Source organism: Streptomyces sp. SX-6, from assembly GCF_059089585.1.
On sequence record NZ_JBTHHU010000001.1, the window covers coordinates 389437 to 404356 of the forward strand.

Annotated in this window: 16 protein-coding genes; 10 read left to right on the forward strand and 6 right to left on the reverse strand. The window is 71.6% G+C overall.

Annotation, left to right across the window (positions count from 1 at the left end; translation table 11 throughout):
• The first annotated feature begins 25 nt into the window (after nucleotides 1-25).
• On the forward strand, nucleotides 26-964 hold the full coding sequence (locus tag ACV530_RS01930; RefSeq protein ID WP_494330404.1) for an MBL fold metallo-hydrolase: 939 nt from the start codon (nucleotides 26-28) through the stop codon (nucleotides 962-964).
• Nucleotides 965-979: 15 nt separating this feature from the next.
• Here the strand turns inward: ACV530_RS01930 and ACV530_RS01935 are convergent, their stop codons facing one another.
• Complete coding sequence (locus ACV530_RS01935; protein WP_494330405.1) at nucleotides 980-1591, reverse strand: TetR/AcrR family transcriptional regulator; 612 nt, start codon at nucleotides 1589-1591, stop codon at nucleotides 980-982.
• Between the two features lie 202 nt (nucleotides 1592-1793).
• On the opposite strand from ACV530_RS01935, the gene ACV530_RS01940 reads away from it, so the two are divergent.
• Both ACV530_RS01940 and ACV530_RS01945 read left to right on the forward strand, forming a co-directional pair.
• A complete protein-coding gene (locus tag ACV530_RS01940) occupies nucleotides 1794-3125 on the forward strand; it encodes a serine-threonine protein kinase (protein ID WP_494330406.1) in 1332 nt (443 codons plus the stop codon).
• A gap of 85 nt (nucleotides 3126-3210) precedes the next feature.
• On the forward strand, nucleotides 3211-3822 hold the full coding sequence (locus ACV530_RS01945; protein ID WP_494330407.1) for a hypothetical protein: 612 nt from the start codon (nucleotides 3211-3213) through the stop codon (nucleotides 3820-3822).
• Between the two features lie 64 nt (nucleotides 3823-3886).
• On the opposite strand, the gene soxR is transcribed toward ACV530_RS01945, so the two are convergent.
• Nucleotides 3887-4333 (reverse strand): redox-sensitive transcriptional activator SoxR, encoded by a 447-nt coding sequence (gene soxR / locus ACV530_RS01950; RefSeq protein WP_494330408.1) that lies wholly within the window; start codon nucleotides 4331-4333, stop codon nucleotides 3887-3889.
• 64 nt (nucleotides 4334-4397) lie between these two features.
• On the opposite strand from soxR, the gene ACV530_RS01955 reads away from it, so the two are divergent.
• Nucleotides 4398-4859 carry a MaoC family dehydratase gene (locus ACV530_RS01955; RefSeq protein WP_494330409.1) on the forward strand — a complete coding sequence of 154 codons (462 nt, stop codon included), beginning with the start codon at nucleotides 4398-4400 and terminating at the stop codon, nucleotides 4857-4859.
• Nucleotides 4860-4880: 21 nt separating this feature from the next.
• Here the strand turns inward: ACV530_RS01955 and ACV530_RS01960 are convergent, their stop codons facing one another.
• Nucleotides 4881-5495, reverse strand: a complete 615-nt coding sequence (locus ACV530_RS01960; RefSeq protein ID WP_494330410.1) for a TetR/AcrR family transcriptional regulator — start codon at nucleotides 5493-5495, stop codon at nucleotides 4881-4883.
• A 134-nt stretch (nucleotides 5496-5629) separates the two neighbouring features.
• Here ACV530_RS01960 and ACV530_RS01965 point away from each other — a divergent pair, with 134 nt between their 5' ends.
• The gene (locus ACV530_RS01965) at nucleotides 5630-6142 is read left to right on the forward strand and encodes a DUF2165 domain-containing protein (protein WP_494330411.1); all 513 of its coding nucleotides are present in this window, start codon (nucleotides 5630-5632) and stop codon (nucleotides 6140-6142) included.
• Nucleotides 6143-6167: 25 nt separating this feature from the next.
• Here the strand turns inward: ACV530_RS01965 and ACV530_RS01970 are convergent, their stop codons facing one another.
• Nucleotides 6168-7586 (reverse strand): aldehyde dehydrogenase family protein, encoded by a 1419-nt coding sequence (locus tag ACV530_RS01970; protein ID WP_494330412.1) that lies wholly within the window; start codon nucleotides 7584-7586, stop codon nucleotides 6168-6170.
• Between the two features lie 139 nt (nucleotides 7587-7725).
• On the opposite strand from ACV530_RS01970, the gene hmgA reads away from it, so the two are divergent.
• Nucleotides 7726-9051, forward strand: a complete 1326-nt coding sequence (gene hmgA, locus ACV530_RS01975; RefSeq protein ID WP_494330413.1) for a homogentisate 1,2-dioxygenase — start codon at nucleotides 7726-7728, stop codon at nucleotides 9049-9051.
• Nucleotides 9052-9061: 10 nt separating this feature from the next.
• The gene (locus ACV530_RS01980) at nucleotides 9062-9811 is read left to right on the forward strand and encodes a GntR family transcriptional regulator (RefSeq protein ID WP_494330414.1); all 750 of its coding nucleotides are present in this window, start codon (nucleotides 9062-9064) and stop codon (nucleotides 9809-9811) included.
• Nucleotides 9812-9835: 24 nt separating this feature from the next.
• Here ACV530_RS01980 and ACV530_RS01985 read toward each other — a convergent pair whose 3' ends face one another.
• On the reverse strand, nucleotides 9836-10096 hold the full coding sequence (locus tag ACV530_RS01985) for a hypothetical protein (protein WP_494330415.1): 261 nt from the start codon (nucleotides 10094-10096) through the stop codon (nucleotides 9836-9838).
• Between the two features lie 238 nt (nucleotides 10097-10334).
• Between ACV530_RS01985 and ACV530_RS01990 the strand changes: the two genes are divergently transcribed.
• Entirely contained in the window at nucleotides 10335-11936 is a 1602-nt protein-coding gene (locus ACV530_RS01990; protein WP_494330416.1) for a serine/threonine-protein kinase, read from the forward strand.
• Nucleotides 11937-11941: 5 nt separating this feature from the next.
• On the opposite strand, the gene ACV530_RS01995 is transcribed toward ACV530_RS01990, so the two are convergent.
• Complete coding sequence (locus ACV530_RS01995) at nucleotides 11942-12745, reverse strand: SGNH/GDSL hydrolase family protein (RefSeq protein WP_494330417.1); 804 nt, start codon at nucleotides 12743-12745, stop codon at nucleotides 11942-11944.
• A gap of 282 nt (nucleotides 12746-13027) precedes the next feature.
• Here ACV530_RS01995 and ACV530_RS02000 point away from each other — a divergent pair, with 282 nt between their 5' ends.
• A complete protein-coding gene (locus ACV530_RS02000) occupies nucleotides 13028-13477 on the forward strand; it encodes a hypothetical protein (RefSeq protein WP_494330418.1) in 450 nt (149 codons plus the stop codon).
• 1 nt (nucleotide 13478) lies between these two features.
• Nucleotides 13479-14573, forward strand: a complete 1095-nt coding sequence (locus ACV530_RS02005) for a GNAT family N-acetyltransferase (protein WP_494330419.1) — start codon at nucleotides 13479-13481, stop codon at nucleotides 14571-14573.
• The last annotated feature ends 347 nt before the right edge of the window (nucleotides 14574-14920 follow it).

Sequence of the window (14920 nt, forward strand, 5' to 3'; positions counted from 1 at the left end):
GCGGACCCTGGCGAAAGGCCCGTACATGCCCGACGGCACCCCGCAGTCCCCGGCCTCGACGGCCGAGCCCTACACGGTTCCCCTCGCGCCGGGTGTGACCGCCTTCGTCCAGCCCGACGGCGGCTGGTGCCTCAACAACGCGGGGTTCGTCACCGACGGGGACCGCACCCTGCTGATCGACACCGCCGCCACCATCCCGCGCACCCGCGCGCTGCGCGACGCGATCACCGCGAGCGGTGCCCCGGTACCGTCCCTCGTGGTCAACACGCACCACCACGGCGACCACACCTATGGCAACTGCGTCTTCGCCGGCGAGGCGACGATCATCGGCCACGTCGGCTGCCGCGAACAGACCCTGGCCGTCGGGCCCCAACTGCACGCCGTCTGGCCCCTGGTGGAGTACGGGGACGTACGCATCACCCCCGCCACACTCACCTACACCGACACGCTCACGCTCCACATCGGTGACATCGAGGTGCAGTTGATCCACCCCGGCCCCGCCCATACGGTCGGCGACACCATCGTCTGGCTCCCGCAGCAGCGCGTGGTGTTCACCGGTGACCTCGTCTTCAACAACGGCACCCCCTTCATCACGATGGGCTCGCTCAGCGGATCGCTGCGCGCCCTCGACGTCCTGCGGGGGCTCGACGCACGCGTCGTCGTGCCCGGCCACGGCCCCGTGACCGACGCCGGCGTCTACGACCGCGCCGAGAGCTACCTCAGGTACGTGGACCGGCTGGCCCGTACCGCGCGCGCCGCCGGGCGGACGCCACTGGAGGCCGCGCAGCAGGCGGACCTCGGGGAGTTCGCCGAACTCCCCGAGAGCGAACGGCTCGTCGGCAATCTGCACCGTGCCTTCGCCGAGCTGGACGGCCTGCCGGAGGGCTCACCGCTGGACGTCCGGACCGTCTTCGGCGAGATGTCCGTGCTGAACGGCGGCGAGCCCCTGGCCTGCCACGCCTGACGGCCCGGGCGCGCCCTACGGGCGCAGGGCGCGCAGCAGCAGGTCGGCGAGGTGGTCGGCGACCTGCCGCGGGGTGAGCGGCCCGCCCGGGCGGTACCAGCCCGCGAGGTGGTGGACGGAGCCGAAGTGGTAGTCCACCACCAGGTCGGCGGGGGTGGCCGCGCTGAACACCCCCGAGCGCTGGCCCTCCTCGACCAGGGCCCTGAACCGCTCGTGGTAGCGCCGCCGTTCGGCCCGTACCCGCCCGCGCTGCTCCTCGCCGAGCTGATGCATGGAGCGGAAGAAGATCGTGGTGTCGTCGAGGTTCTCGATGGTGGTGACCACGACATCCGCCGCCGCGTCGCGCAGCCGCTGCTCGACGGGGGCATCCGCTCCGGCACAGACGTCCAGCCGCTCCTGCTGGAGACGCAGTACGCGCGCGTACACCTCGTGCAGCAGATCGTCCTTGGACCCGAAGTAGTGGTACAGCGCGCCCTTGGTGACCCCGGCCGCGCCGACTATCTCCTGGACGGAGGTGCGGTCGAAACCCTGCTCCGCGAAGAGACGGGTGGCGGCGGCCAGCAGCCGCTGCGGCACCGGCCGTTCACGGACCCCCGCCGCCGCTCTCACCGTCTCGGCTCTCGTCATGACCCCACCCCTCCGCCGGCTGCGGGGCCGCGCCGGTCGCGCGGCCCCTGCTCGAGGATCTTGCCATCGGCCGTACGGGGCACGGCTTCTGACCCCTCGCCAGCTAGTTGCCACCCCCCGGTGTGAACCGTTCCAGGAAGGCTGGACAGACCCTCTTGACAGCAGGACCATGCGCGCACACGCACCGCGCAAAGGGGACGAGATGACGGACATGAGCGTGCGGCCCTACTGGGAAGTGACCTTCGACAAGGACGGGCATCCCGACCCCCGCGAGCGGGACGCCCTGGTGAGCGGCGTGGTCGAGCAGAACCTCACCGATCTGGTCGTGTTCGCGCACGGGTGGAACAACAACCGGTCGATGGCAACAGGTCTTTACGCCACTTTCTTCGCGCCCTTCCCGGGGCTGCTCACCGGCGCCGGGTCCGACGTGCGCCTCGGCTACGGCGGCGTGATCTGGCCGTCGATGCGGTTCACGGACGAGCCCATCCCCGAGTTCCCCGCGCAGTCCGTCGCGGTGGCCGCCGGGCCCGGGCTTCCCCCTGACATCCGGCGGGACCTGGGGACCGCCTTCCCCGGCCGGGACGCCGAACTCGACCGGCTGGCCGAGCTGTTGGCGACCCGGCCCGCGGAACCGGCGCGGATCGGGGAGTTCGCCCGGCTCGTCCGCACCCTCGTCGCCCCGCAGCCGCGGGGCAGCGGCGTCCTGGACACCGGGGCGGACACCGCCGAACCCCTGATGTTCACCGAGGAAGCGGTGACGGTGTGCGAGAACTTCGCCTCCGCGCTGGAGAGTACGGGCGCCAGGGTGAGCTCGCTGTTCGGCGGTGTGCTGCACCGGGCGTGGGACGGCGCCCTCGAACTGCTGCGCCAGGGCGCGTACTGGGAGATGAAGCGCAGGGCGGGCGTCGTGGGCCGCGAGGGGCTCGGCCCCGCGCTCGGCGCACTCGCGCGCTCCTCCCCCGGGCTGCGCGTCCACCTCGCGGGGCACAGCTTCGGAGCGCGGCTGGTGTCGTTCGCCCTGGCCGGACTGCCGCAGGACGCCCGGCCCGTCCGCTCGCTGACCATGCTCCAAGGCGCCTTCTCGCACTACACGTTCGCCTCCCGGCTGCCGTTCGCGCACAGCCACGGCGGTGTGCTGGACGGCCTGCAGGACCGGGTCGACGGTCCGGTGGTGTGCTGCTGGTCGAGCCACGACCTGGCGCTCGGGGTGCTCTACCCGCTCGCGTCCCGGCTGAGCGGGGACGCCGACTCGCTGACCGCCTCCGACACCGCCCGGGGGGACGCCGAGTCGCTGCTCGGCTTCGACACCGCCCGGTGGGGCGCGATGGGCCACGACGGCATCCAGGCCGTGGCCGGCGCCACGGACCTCACCCTGGCCCGGGCGCTGGACGGCGGCCTGCCCGGCACGGGCCCCGTGAACCTCGACGCGTCCGGCGTCGTACGGCGCGGCGGGCCGCCGAGCGGGGCCCACAGCGACATCTGCCACCCCGAACTCGCCCGCGTCGTACTGCTGGCCGGAGGAGTCCTGACCTGAGCCGGCATGCCGGAGGGATCCGAATCGCCGCGCATTACGTCCCTTCCATGTCGGTTACGAGTCCGCGCCGCGGAGGTGGGATGCAGTGGCAGGTTTCAGAGCTCTCGCACGAGAGGTACGCAATCCGGAGAACACGATCGCCTTGCGGCGGACGTCCCTGCGCAAGTGCCTCGAGCGATTCGCCCCCTACGGACACCGGGCGACCTGGCAGCACCTGTGCGCCGGGGCCGGTCTCGCCCCCGACGACCGGTCCCCCGACCCGGCACGGCTCATCACGGCGCTGGCCGAGCTCGAGGAGGCCCGTGAGGTCTGGCTCGCGTACGAGGTCGAGTTCGCCGGGCGGCGCAGGCGGGAGAAGTACTACGGAATCCGCCAGCCGAGCGCGGTCGACGACTGGCACCGCAACACCTGGGGCGGCTGTGACATCGTGCCGTGCGCGGCCCCCGAAGTACGGCCCGGGGCCCGGCTCGCGGACGTGCTGCGCCGGGTGATCACGGCGATGGAATCGGAGCCCGGGGAGTGCTGCCCGGTCTGCTCCCAGGAACGCATCGAGTGGCGCACCGACCTGGAGCGCTGCCCCCTGGAAGGCCCTGTCTGCACCGAGTGCGGGATCGTGGTGCCCGTCGCAGTCCTCACCCCCGGGGCGCTGTCGGCGGCACGGCGCCGCATGTTCGAGTCACGGTACGCGGCGGTGTGAGGCCCGCGACGGGGCGGGAAGCGTGTGCGGGACGGTAAGCGGCCGACCCGCACACCAACAGCAGTCAGCCCAGCCGTGATCCGCAGGACCGGACGCCGAAGCGGTCGTCGGGGTTGGACAGCGAGCACTTGTCCAGCGAGAGGCAGCCGCACCCGATGCAGTCGTCGAGGTGGTCGCGCAGCCGCAGGAGCCGGTTGATCCGTTCGTCGAGCTCGCTGCGCCACAGCTCGGAGAGCCGGGCCCAGTCCTCATGGGTGGGCGTGCGTTCGTCGGGCAGCCGGGCGAGCGCCTCGCGGATCGTGGCGAGCGGGATGCCGACGCGCTGCGCGGCGCGTATGAAGGCGACCCGGCGCAGCGTGTCCCGGTCGAACCGGCGCTGGTTGCCGGAGGTACGGCGGCTGCTGATCAGCCCCTTGGCCTCGTAGAAGTGCAGTGCGGAAACAGCCGTTCCGCTTCGTGCGGCCAGCTGCCCGACGGTGAGCTCGTGTACGTCGTTCGTGATCTGCGGCACGAGACAGGACTCTACGTCACCCGATGTCGTTGACAGCCGGTGAGGCACTGCCCATCCTGAGCGGATGACCGGACCTCGTGTGTTCACGTCGCTCGCCGACCTGCAGGCCGCCGAGGGCGAGGAGTTCGGCCCGAGCGACTGGCTGGTGGTGGACCAGCGGCGCATCGACCGGTTCGCGGACGCGACCGGGGACCACCAGTGGATCCACGTGGACCCGGAGCGGGCAGCGAAGGGCCCCTTCGGCACCACGGTCGCGCACGGCTATCTGACCCTCTCGCTGCTGCCGGCCTTCCTGCCGCAGCTGATCCGGGTCGAGGGTGCCCGGCTGGGCATCAACTACGGTCTGAACAAGGTCCGTTTCCCCGCTCCCGTCCCCGCCGGTTCCCGGCTGCGCGCGACGGCCCGCCTTGCGTCCGTGACCGGTGTGACGGACGGGGTGCAGCTGACGACCGTGGTGACGGTCGAACGCGAGGGCGGGGAACGGCCGGTGTGCGTGGCGGAGTCGGTGTCCCGCTACGTGTGGTGACCTGTTACGCGTGGTGACCCGTTACGCGTGGTGACCCGCCATCCGCAGCACCAGCCCGGCGTAGAGCTCGCCGACCTCCTCGGAGGTGTGCTTGCCGTCCCTGCGGAACCAGCGGGCGACGTCGATGCACAGGGACATCACGGCACGTGTGGTGCCGCGTACGTCGGGGACGTCGAAGTCGCCCGTCGCGACGCCCTGTTCGATGATGGCGCGGACGACCGCGTCGGTCTCGCGGCGCAACCCGGTGATCTCCGCGTGGTGTTCCTCGCCGAGCGCCCCGAGTTCGTACTGCACGACGCGGGCCGTGGTGTGGTGTTCGGCGTGCCAGCGGACGAACGAGCGGACGGCCAGGGCGAGCCGCTCGGCCGGGCCGCCGTCGGCGTCGTGGGCGCGGCGGAGCAGGTCGAGGGCGAGGCGGTGGCCAACGCTGCTGATCCGGTAGAGGAGTTCTTCCTTGGTCCGGTAGTGGATGTAGAGCGCCGCGGGGCTCATGCCGGCGCGCCCGGCGATGTCGCGGGTGGTGGTGGCGTGGTAGCCGCGCTCGGCGAACGCCTGGACCGCGGCGGTCAGCAGCCGCCGGGCGGCGTCGGGCGTGACGTCGGCCCACTCCTCGGCCGGCCCGTCCTGCGTGTCCATGCCTCTGCCTTCCCCTCCCGGCCCGCCGCGGGCCCGTCGACCGGACGCCCCACCCTATCCCGCTGCTGAGCAGGCGCTCAGGCCGCATGCGGGCCCTGCCGGGCGGGCATGCATGGCGGATGTTCACCGCACGGATGACCAGGTTCGGAACCCTGTCGGCAGCGGCGGCGGCGCTCACCGCGATCGTCGCGCTCTACATCACGCTCGTCGTCTTCGGCAACATCACCGACTTCGACACCAACCGCCAGTTCGTCCGGCATGTTCTGGCCATGGACACCACGTTCCACGACGACTCCCTGATGTGGCGGGCCATCACCTCGCACACGCTCCAGGACATCGCCTATGTGGCGATCATCGCCTGGGAGGCCCTGACCGCCGTCGTCCTGATCCTGGCCACCGCGCTGTGGGCGCGCGGCCTGCGGCGCGGCGACTGCCGCCGGGCACGGCGGGCGAGCTCCCTGGGGCTGGTGATGTTCCTGCTGCTGTTCGGGGCGGGGTTCATCGCCATCGGCGGCGAGTGGTTCGCGATGTGGCAGTCGTCGAAGTGGAACGGACTGCAGGCGGCGGAGCGCAATATCGTCCTCGCCGCCTTCGCCCTCATCGTGGTTCATCTGCCGTCACAGCAACGGGAGTCGACCCGCGGCTGACGCCTTGAGGACTACCACGGCAGGGCTAGAGCTGGAGCGCCTTGGTCTGGAGGAACTCCCTCAGCCCGTGCACGCCCAGCTCCCGCCCCACACCGGACTGCTTGTAGCCGCCGAAGGGTGCCATCGGGTTGAACCGGCCGCCGTTGACCTGGACCTGTCCGCACTCCATGCGGCGGGCGAACGCCACCGCCTCGCTCTCGTCCGCCGCCCAGACGGCCCCGGCGAGGCCGTAGTCGCTGTCGTTGGCGATGCGCAGGGCGTCGTGCTCGTCCTCGTACCGGAGGAAGGACAGGACCGGGCCGAAGATCTCCTCCCGGGCGATGGCCATCTCGGGGGTGACCTCGGCGAACACGCTGGGCCGCACGTAGTAGCCCTTCTCCCGGCCCTCGGGCGCCTCCGGGCCGCCCGCCACCAGGCGGGCGCCCTCCTCGACACCGCGGCGGAGGTAGCCGCGCACCCGGTCGCGCTGGGCGGCGCTGACCACCGGGCCGAGCCGGCACGCGGAGTCGGTGGGGTCGCCCGGCACGTACTCCGACACGGCCTCGACGGCCAGGCGGACGGCCTCGTCGTAGTGGTCGGCGTGGACGAGCGTACGGGTCAGCGCGTTGCAGGACTGGCCCGCGTTGCGCATGACATCGGCGACGTTGACGGCAACGGCCGTCGCCAGGTCGGCGCCGGGCAGGATGACGTTCGCCGACTTCCCGCCGAGCTCCAGGGCGACCCGCTTGACGCCCCCGCCCGCGATCGCGCCGATACGCCGGCCGACGGCCGTGGAACCGGTGAAGGAGACCAGGTCCACTCCTCCGTGCTCGGCCAGGGCCTGTCCCGCCTCCGCGCCCAGCCCGGTGACGAGATTGAAGACCCCCGCCGGGAATCCGGCCGCGGCCACGCACTCGGCGAACAGCTGCGCGCAGAGCGGGGTGTTCTCGGCGGGCTTGAGCACGACCGTGCAGCCCGCGGCGAGTGCGGGCGCCACCTTGCAGACGATCTGGTGCAGCGGGTAGTTCCACGGCGTGATCGCGGCGACCACGCCGACCGGCTCGTGCAGGACGGTCGAGGTGCCGATGCGCTCCTCGAAGGCGTGCGTGGCGGCGAGTTCGGCGTACGAACCGGTGACGGCCGTCGGCAGAGCGGCGTGCACCTTCCGCGAGAAACCGATCGGCGTGCCGAGCTCGGCGGTGATGGTGGCGGCCATCTCCTCGCTCCGGGCGGTCAGTTGGCCGGCGAGCGCGGTGAGGAGCTCGGCCCGCCGGACGGGCGGCGTGGCCGCCCAGCCGGGAAGCGCGGCACGGGCGGCCCGGACGGCGGCATCCACGTCCTCGGCGGTACCGGCCGGGACGGTGCCGATGACCTGCTCGTCAGCCGGGTTGATCACCTCGATCACCCCGGTCCCGGCCGCGTCCCGCCAGCCACCGTCGATGAACATCCCGTCGTGTGCGATCACGCCGTCTCCTCGTCCCGCCGGTACATGCAGCAGCCACCAGCCAATCACGCGTAGCGGTGACACACCAGTGACCGTTGACGCACGGTGCCGGAAATCCTACGGTCCTCCATAGGATTCCTTCGGCAGCGGGAGACACGCGATGACCGGCACGGACAACGAGCAGGCCCGGAAGACCGCCGAGAGCCTGCGGTATGCGTCGGGCTTCGGCAACGAGCACAGCAGCGAGGCCGTGCCCGGCGCCCTGCCCATCGGACGCAACTCGCCGCAGCGCGCGCCGCTCGGGCTCTACGCCGAGCAGTTGAGCGGCTCGGCCTTCACCGAGCCCCGGCACGCCAACCGCAGGTCGTGGCTGTACCGCATCCGGCCGTCGGCCGCGCACCCGCCGTTCACCCGTGTCGACAACGGGGCCGTGCGCGGCGCCCCCTTCACCGAGGCCGTCCCCGACCCCAACCGGCTGCGCTGGAACGCGATGCCCGAGCCCGCCGAGGGCACGGACTTCCTGGCCGGGCTGTGGACCCTGGGGGGCAACGGCGACGCCGCCCAGCGCGCGGGCATGGCCGTCCACCTGTACGCCGCCAACTCCTCCATGACCCGGCGCGTGTTCAGCGACGCCGACGGCGAGCTGCTGATCGTGCCCCAGCAGGGCGGGCTGCTGCTGCGCACCGAGTTCGGGCTGCTGCGGGCCGAGCCGGGGCACGTCGCGCTGATCCCGCGCGGAGTGCGCTTCAGGGTGGAGCTCCTGGATGAGACTGCCCGCGGCTACGTGTGCGAGAACTACGGCCGCCCGTTCGTCCTGCCCGACCTCGGCCCGATCGGGGCCAACGGGCTCGCGAATCCCCGTGACTTCCTGGCCCCGGTCGCGGCGTACGAGGGGACCGAGGGCCCGGTCGAGGTCGTCAACAAGTTCTGCGGCAACCTCTGGTCGGCAACCTACGACCACTCGCCGCTCGACGTCGTCGCCTGGCACGGCAACCATGTGCCGTACGTCTACGACCTGCGCCGCTTCAACGTCCTCGGCACGATCAGCTACGACCACCCGGACCCGTCCATCTTCACGGTACTGACCTCGCCCTCCGACACCCCGGGGCTGGCGGGGGTCGACTTCGTCGTGTTCGCGCCGCGCTGGCTGGTGGGCGAGGACACCTTCCGGCCGCCGTACTTCCACCGCAACGTGATGAGCGAGTACATGGGCCTGATCGAGGGCGCCTACGACGCCAAGGCGGAGGGCTTCGTGCCGGGCGGCGGTTCGCTGCACAACATGATGTCCGCCCATGGCCCCGACCGGGAGACGTTCGACAAGGCGAGCGCGGCCGACCTCAAGCCCCACAAGGTGGACGACGGGCTGGCGTTCATGTTCGAGACCCGCTGGCCGATCACCCTGACCGGGCAGGCGGCGACGGCCGGACACCTGCAACGGGGGTACGACGCGGTGTGGCAGGGTCTGGAGCGCCACTTCGCCTCGTAGGGAGCCCCCAGTGACCGTCTTCGCACCCGACTCCCTCGCCCTGAACCGCAAACTGCCGCTGTGGTACCAGGTGTCGCAGTCGTTGCGGGCCTCGATACTCGGGCGCAGCACGGACGACCCGCTGCGCCTGCCCACCGAGGACGCGCTCGCCTCGCACTACGGGGTGAGCGTGCTGACGATGCGGCAGGCACTCAAGGAGCTGGAGGCGGAGGGGCTCATCAGCCGGCACCGGCGGCGCGGCACGTTCATCGAGCCGAGCGCCCGCCGCACCTCGCCGGTGCGGCTGCTCGGCTCGGTGGACACGATCGTCGCCCAGCAGTCCGGCGAGCACACGGCGGTCCTGGGCCACGGCCCGGCGCCGGTGCCCGCCGAACTGGCCGAGCACTTCCCGGACCTCACGGAGGCAATCGCCTTCCGGCGGCTGCGCAGTGACGAGGCGTCGGGCGAGCCGACGAACTGGGCGGAGAACCTGGTCCGCCCCGATGTGGCCGAGCGCATCGATCCGGCCGATCTCACGCACGCACCGATGACCAAGGTGCTGCGCGACGTGGTGGGGGTGCGCATCGCCCGCATCACGGACACGGTGGAGGCGCGGCTGGCCGACCCGGAGACGGCCCGCCTGCTGCGGGTGCCGCTGCTGAGCCCGATCCTGCACTACACGGGGGTCACGTACGACGAGGGCGGGCGCGTCGTGGACGTCGCCCGCATCCGCTACCGGGGCGACCGCTTCTCCTTCACGGTCACACTGGACGCGCGCTAGGTGGTGCCGGGCAGGGGGAACAGGTCAGTGGCGGCTGCCGAACAGCGAGCGGCGCAGTCTGCGCAGGGGAGCGAACAGGGAGACGCGCGCCGTACGGCTCGCACCGGCGCGTGCGTGGTCGCGCGTGGTGAGCTCGCGCATCAGCGAAGTGGCGCCCTCGACCTCGCCCTGCGGCAGGGCGGGACCGCCCAGCACCGCGAGGTGGCGGTCGAGGCGCGAACTGGACGCACCACTGCAATCGACGGCAGGCACACGCGGCCTGCTGCGCATAGCTATCTGATCCATGAGACTCCCCACCCGTACGAGGCACCCGGCCAAGGCAGGGTAACCCTATCGCCCCATCGCGTCACCCGCGCATCGGCGAAACGGATTCACCACCCCGTCAAGGGTGTTGACGTGCCTGGCGTGAACCTGTCGCAGACAGAGCAGAGTTGACCCGGACATTTGAGTACGAAGACGGGGGCAATCACGCTCTGTTGCGGTACATTCACCCGGAATCGCTCTCCCGGGGGAGGGGTGCGTCATGAGTGGAGCTCACGACGGCGGGCGGGTGCTGGCGGGCCGCTACCGGCTGCAGGGCGAGCTGGGGCGCGGCGGCATGGGCGTGGTGTGGCAGGCCCGGGACGAGATCCTGGGCCGCGAGGTCGCGGTCAAGGAGGTCCGGGCACCGGCCGGGCTCCTCGAGCACGAGGTGCAGCAGCTGTACGCCCGCCTGGAACGCGAGGGCCGCGCCGCGGCCCGGGTCTCGCACCGCAACGTCGTCACGGTCCACGACGTCGTCACCGAGGACGGCCGCCCCTGGATCGTCATGGAGCTGGTGCGCGGGATGTCGTTCGCGGACGAACTGGACGCACAGGGCCCCGTCTCCCCCGCCCGCGCCGCGTATGTCGGCGCCGAGGTGCTGGCCGCGCTCCGGGCCGCGCACGACGTGGGGGTGCTGCACCGGGACGTGAAACCGGCCAATGTTCTGATCGCCAACGACGGCCGGGTGGTCCTCTCCGACTTCGGGATCGCGCTGATCGAGGGCAATCCCACGCTGACGGTCACCGGCCAGCTGGTGGGCTCGCCCGAATTCCTGGCGCCGGAACGGGTGCTGGGCCACCCGCCCGGCCCCGAGTCGGATCTGTGGTCGCTCGGGGTGATGCTGTACGCGGCGGTGGAGGGCTACTCGCCGTTCCGCCAGGACACCCCGTTCAGCACGATGCGCGCGGTGGTGGACGGCGAACTGCCGCCGCCGCGCCGGGCGGGCGTGCTCGCTCCTGTCCTGGACGGGCTGCTGCGCAAGGACCCCGCGCAGCGGATGGGCGCGGCGGAGGCCGACCGGCTGCTGCGGACCGCCTCCGCCGGCGGCGCGCCCAGCGCGGTGCCCGCCGCGTACACCCCGACGGTCCCGGCCCACGCCGTGGGCGGGACCGGGGCACCCTCCGGCCCGGCCGGACCCGTCCCGCCGGCACCCGGGCCCGGCGGGGCGGGCGAGGCCCCGCGGGCGTCCCGCCGGGCCGGGGTGGTGCTCGCGGTCGCCGCGCTGGTGGTGGTGCTGGCGATCGCGGGTCTGGTGTGGGCGCTGACGCGCGGGGGCGGTTCGGACGGCGGCGGCGGCTCGTCGGCGCAAAGTGGTGACAACGGCGGCCAGAACGCGGGAGCACCCTCGGCCTCCGGCAGCGGCGGGGGCGGAGGTCAGACGTCCTCGGGGCCGGCCTCGCCGAACGGGGTGAAGGTCAGGGTGAGGGCCGTACGGAACCAGTACACCGGCCCCTGCCCGGCCCCCGCGTCGCAGGCCCCGGCCTTCACCGCGACGATCAGCGTGGACCACACCCCGGCGGAGGTGTCCTACCGCTGGGTCACGGGCAGCGGGAAGGTGGCGGACGGCGGCTGGCAGACCGTGTCCCTGGGCGAGTCGCAGGCCGTGAGCATCCGTCACACCGAGACGGGCCGGGGCCCCGGCGACGACGGACAGGACTGGATCGCCGTGGAGGTCAGGAGCCCGCAGCACCTGACCTCCCCGCACGTGCGGTTCACCGTCACCTGTCAGCAGAAGCAGTCGGGCAGCGCCTCGCCGCCCGCTTCCTCTTCATCGGGCTACTCGGGCTACCCGAGCTCGAGTCCGTACGGCTCAGGCGGCTGAACGGCTCAGGCCGCTGACGCGAAGACCGGCAGATAGCCGTTGGACTGCCCGGCCGCGGTGGGGTGGTAGGACTCCATGGCCGGCAGGGTCACGCTGTGCAGCCAGGGGTTGGCGGAGCAGATCTCGTGCCCGCGGAAAGCGGCGCCGATGTCGCCGTAGGAGAAACCGTGGTCCGCGGCGCGCTCGGCGATGACCGAGTCGATGAGGTCGGCGGCGGAGTCGATGGCGGACCTCTTGGTGTCGCTCAGGCCGGCGCAGCTGACGCCGAGCTTGTAGAAGCGCGGGTAGCCGAGGACGACGACGTGCGCCGAGGGCGCCTTGGATCTGATGGCGGAGTACACGGAATCGAGCTTCCCCGGAAGGTCATTGCGGACAAATGCGCTGGCTTGATCGATGCGGTCGAGACAGGTGCTGTCGTCGTTGAAGAGGCAGGTCTTCATGACGTCGGAGAAACCGGCGTCGTTGCCTCCGATGCTGATGCTGACGAGCCGGGTCGAGGCGTTCAGTGAGCCGAGCTGCTTGTCGAGCACATCGCCCGTACGAGCGCCCGAACACGCTGCGAACGCAAATCTCGTGGACGAATGGGACGCCGCCCACAGTGCGGGGTATGCCTTGCTGCTTCGTTTGCAGTTGCCACTCGAGGGGTCGTACGAACCGGCGCCGACGCCCGCGGAGTAGGAGTCGCCGAGGGCCGTGTAGCCCTTGCCGGCACCCTCCTCCGCGGCATGTGCGGTGCCCGCTCCACCGAGGGCGGCGGTGACGACGAGTGCGGCAGCCGAAAGAAAACCCGTGAGTCGGGGCAGTTTCATGGGGACCTCCGTAGCAGGGTTTTTGCCAACCCCGGTGGTAGCAGCGCACTGCTGCGAACGGAAGCGTCCATGACACACGTGTGCAGGATCCCCACATCCGATTGCCATGTGATGTCAGCTTCGTGACGAACTATTGGCTATGCGTGACAATTTCCGCTGTGCGAGGGCCAGTTGCGACATGGCTTGCGGAAGCGTTTGCACAGCCTTCACATCTTGACGACCGTCCGCCCGCTGCGCGACATTGAAGCCCGGCATCCGGCGCTTCGGGGGGCAAAGTCGCCAATGCAGAGCTTCAGCGATCTCACGGGTCTCGACGGTCTCGACGAGCCGGCCCGGGCCGGCGGCGAATCCACCCGCAGAAGGCATCCCGCGGCGGATTCCCTGCCCGTGGTCGCGGGCGCCGCGGCGGCGATGGCCGGAGTGGGAGCCGCTCTGGCGCTGGCGGACATCGGTTCACCGCTGCGGGCGCCGTTCACCCTGTTCTTCCTGATCGTGGCACCCGCGTGCGCCGTCGGCGCCGCGCTGCGCGGCCTCGATCCGCTGAGCCGGTCGGTGGTGGCGGCCGGTGGAGCGGTGGCCGTCGACCTGCTGGTCGCACAGACGATGCTCGCGTTGCACGCGTGGTCGGTGCGGGGCGGGGTCGCCGCGGTCGCGGCTGTCAGCCTGCTCCTCTTCCTGCTGGCACACGTGCGACGCCACCGCAGCCGCACGCCGAGAAGTCGGGCGTCCTGACGTGAACATCAGCGTGTACCGTCCCGGCGACCTCACGGCCGCCGACCGCGCGGCCTGGTCCGCCATGCAGGCACGGGCGGTCGCGGACGGGTCTCCTCAGCTCGCGAATCCTTTCCTCGCACCCGAGTTCGCCCTCGCCGTCGGCCGCTGCCGGCCCGGGACGCGCATAGCGGTGGTGCGCGAGGAGGGCGAGCCGGTGGCCTTCTTCCCCTACCAGCGGACGCGGCTCGGGGTCGGGCGCGCGATAGGGCTGGGGGTGTCGGACGCCCAGGGGCTCGTCCACCGTCCCGGATTCCAGTGGGACGCGCGGGAGTTGCTGCGCTCGTGCGGCCTCGTGCTGTGGGAGTTCGACCATCTCGTCGAGGGGCAGAAACCATTCGAAGTGGGAACTTCCCACTCCTTCGCCTCTCCCGTCATCGACGTGGAGCACGGCTTCGAGCCCTATCTGGCCGCCCTGCGCAAGCAGTCGCCGAAGTTCACCCGCACCACGCTCGCCAAGGAGCGCAGGCTCGCGCGTGACGCCGGTGAGGTGCGCTACGTGCACGACGAGCGCGACCCGGCCGTCCTCGACACGCTCATACGCTGGAAGTCGGCGCAGTACCGAAGAACCGGGCGCAGCGACCGCTTCGCGCACCCCTGGATCCTCGGGCTCGTCGAGCAGCTCTTCCACACCCGTTCCGACTCCTGCACCGGTCTGTTGTCCGTTCTCTACGCGGGCGGCAGGCCGGTCGCGGCGCATTTCGGGCTGCGGTCGCGGACGGTGCTCGCCTGCTGGTTCCCGGCCTACGACCCGGAGTTCGCGAAGTACTCCCCCGGTCTGGTGCTGCATCTGCGCATGGCGGAGGGGGCCGCCGCGGCGGGCCTGGCCTACCTCGACCTGGGGCGGGGCGACAAGGGCTACAAGGATTCCCTGAAGACACGCGAACTAGGCGTCTGCGAAGGGTGGGTGACGAGGCGTCATCCCATTGCCCTCGGCCATCTGGCGCGCCGTGTGCCGGTGCGCGCGCTGCGCAACACGGTGCTCGCACGGCCCGCGCTCTTCGAGCCCGCGGACCGCATGCTCAAGCGCGCGGGGCGCCTTCGGCCGGGTGCCTGAGCAGCGCCCGGGCAGGCCAAGTCCCGGCTCCCGCAGGGGTGTGAGCCGGGGCACGGCCGAATGTTGCGTCAGGAACAAACGACACCAAAGGAGGAGGCTCCGTCCCACCTCTTGCCATACACTCTCAAGCTTCAATACCGTCGTACATCTACCCGCATCGGTCCATCACTCCATGCGGCTCCGGGGAGGGCTCTAGCGCCGCTGATGGTTCCGGAGCGGAGCGCGGCAGGGGGTGCCGCGCTCGGCCCGTGACAGCGAGCCGAGTCGCGTTGCCGTGCGAGTAGAGACTTCTCAACCTGCCCTGTCCCGCGCGGTGTTCGAACACCGCATGGGGCAGGGCGGGTTAC

Coding starts and splice junctions, on each gene's coding strand:
- ACV530_RS01930 (WP_494330404.1), top strand. CDS start 26: ATGCCCGACGGCACCCCGCAGTCCCCGGCCTCGACGGCCGAGCCCTAC.
- ACV530_RS01935 (WP_494330405.1), bottom strand. CDS start 1,591: ATGACGAGAGCCGAGACGGTGAGAGCGGCGGCGGGGGTCCGTGAACGG.
- ACV530_RS01940 (WP_494330406.1), top strand. CDS start 1,794: ATGACGGACATGAGCGTGCGGCCCTACTGGGAAGTGACCTTCGACAAG.
- ACV530_RS01955 (WP_494330409.1), top strand. CDS start 4,398: ATGACCGGACCTCGTGTGTTCACGTCGCTCGCCGACCTGCAGGCCGCC.
- ACV530_RS01960 (WP_494330410.1), bottom strand. CDS start 5,495: ATGGACACGCAGGACGGGCCGGCCGAGGAGTGGGCCGACGTCACGCCC.
- ACV530_RS01965 (WP_494330411.1), top strand. CDS start 5,630: ATGACCAGGTTCGGAACCCTGTCGGCAGCGGCGGCGGCGCTCACCGCG.
- hmgA (WP_494330413.1), top strand. CDS start 7,726: ATGACCGGCACGGACAACGAGCAGGCCCGGAAGACCGCCGAGAGCCTG.
- ACV530_RS01985 (WP_494330415.1), bottom strand. CDS start 10,096: ATGGATCAGATAGCTATGCGCAGCAGGCCGCGTGTGCCTGCCGTCGAT.
- ACV530_RS01990 (WP_494330416.1), top strand. CDS start 10,335: ATGAGTGGAGCTCACGACGGCGGGCGGGTGCTGGCGGGCCGCTACCGG.
- ACV530_RS01995 (WP_494330417.1), bottom strand. CDS start 12,745: ATGAAACTGCCCCGACTCACGGGTTTTCTTTCGGCTGCCGCACTCGTC.
- ACV530_RS02000 (WP_494330418.1), top strand. CDS start 13,028: ATGCAGAGCTTCAGCGATCTCACGGGTCTCGACGGTCTCGACGAGCCG.